This window comes from Mesorhizobium sp. M4B.F.Ca.ET.203.01.1.1 (genome assembly GCF_004791025.1).
Classification (GTDB): domain Bacteria; phylum Pseudomonadota; class Alphaproteobacteria; order Rhizobiales; family Rhizobiaceae; genus Mesorhizobium; species Mesorhizobium abyssinicae.
The window spans coordinates 1-1,340 of record NZ_SRUO01000041.1; the positions used below are offsets into that span (position 1 = coordinate 1).

Annotated in this window: 1 protein-coding gene; it reads right to left on the reverse strand. The window is 57.8% G+C overall.

All coding sequences use genetic code 11. The annotated features are described in order from the left end of the window. Window positions 1-1,307 (reverse strand): MmgE/PrpD family protein (locus EN846_RS33515; RefSeq protein WP_135899136.1); only part of this gene is annotated, 1,307 nt, incomplete at its 3' end. Between the last annotated feature and the right edge of the window lie 33 nt (window positions 1,308-1,340).

Here is a 1,340-nt window from a genome sequence, read left to right on the forward strand (position 1 = left end):
GAGAGGGCATCCAGAAGGGGCCCAAGGCCTGCCGTTTCGAGGTTGCCTATTGCCGAGAGGATCTCGTCCTGCCACCGCGGGTGAACGTTCTCTCTGCTGAGGCCCTTGAATTTCTCCCAGATCTGATCGGTCGATAAAGGGCGTAGGACATCTCCAAGGGGGTGTCGTACAATCATTTCTTCCTGCCCTTTTCCTTGATCCATGACAACGCGGGCTGGCGTTTCGGCTGGAAACGCCGAAGCGAAATCGGAGGACGCTTCAAGCTCAATACGTCCGGCCAACTCAATGACGCGTACGTCAGTGAGACGTTCAGGTTGAACAGGCTGTAGGGCTTCCCGCCCGTACAAAGCGGCCAGTGCGCAACTAAAATAGAAGCTGTATTGAGCCCCCTCCAAGGTGCTGGGGGCGCGCTCGTTTGCAAGGCGCATCGCTTGTGGGAAAGTTTCGATCCGCAGCTTGCGGATATCTTGCCCATCGCGACGCATCGCAAGTATCGCATCGATAGCTGCGTGGATGTAGCGGCAGCATGCATATGGCTTAAGATAGCATTTTTCAACTTCCCACGACGACCCAAGATTGCTTGTCAGGACATGGCGGGTGAAACGGTCGTCGTCATCGAGAAGGTCAAGAGGTCCGGTTGCGGCTGCCCGTGCGCGATAGGCGGCGGTGATACCTGCAACCACGGCAGGGGGAATCCCTTCCTTGATCGTGCTGCCCTCGAATTTGGAGTTTGCGGTTAAGAAGACGATTGGTCCTTCGGATCCGGCAATACCTAACGCATGAGCGGTTTCCGTGGCACTCAAACCCAAGAGACGGCTAGCTGCAGCCGCAGCCCCGTAGCCGACCCAGCGTCCAGTCGCATACGTATCGATTGCCGCAACCGGACGAGAGCTCGCGATTCGCAGACCGATTTCGTATCCGAGCGCAATTGCAACCATCGTCTCGGCCACAGACGAATCAACAGCCTGAGCCACTGCCAAGGCGGCGGGAATAACGCCGGCACCAGCGTGGCCTGCTGCGCCGCGATGACCGTCATCGATGTCCAGCGCGCTTGCCGCAGCGCTGTTGGCCATCGCGGCGCCGACCACACTAGAAGGATTTTCAGTCAACCAAATGCTGATCGGGCCTTCGCCATAGGCTTCCAGTGCCGATTTTCTGGCAGCATCAGCTAATGGCGATCGCAGGCCCGCAGCCGTGGCACCGATAAGGTCTAATATGAGCAACGAGATTGTACGCCGTGTCGCCGCAGGCAGTGCACTTCCTGGGTAGCTGCTAACGAACTCGGCGAGTTCAGATATGGCCCGCACTGAGATACTCCAATATATCCGCTTGTTTCGCGA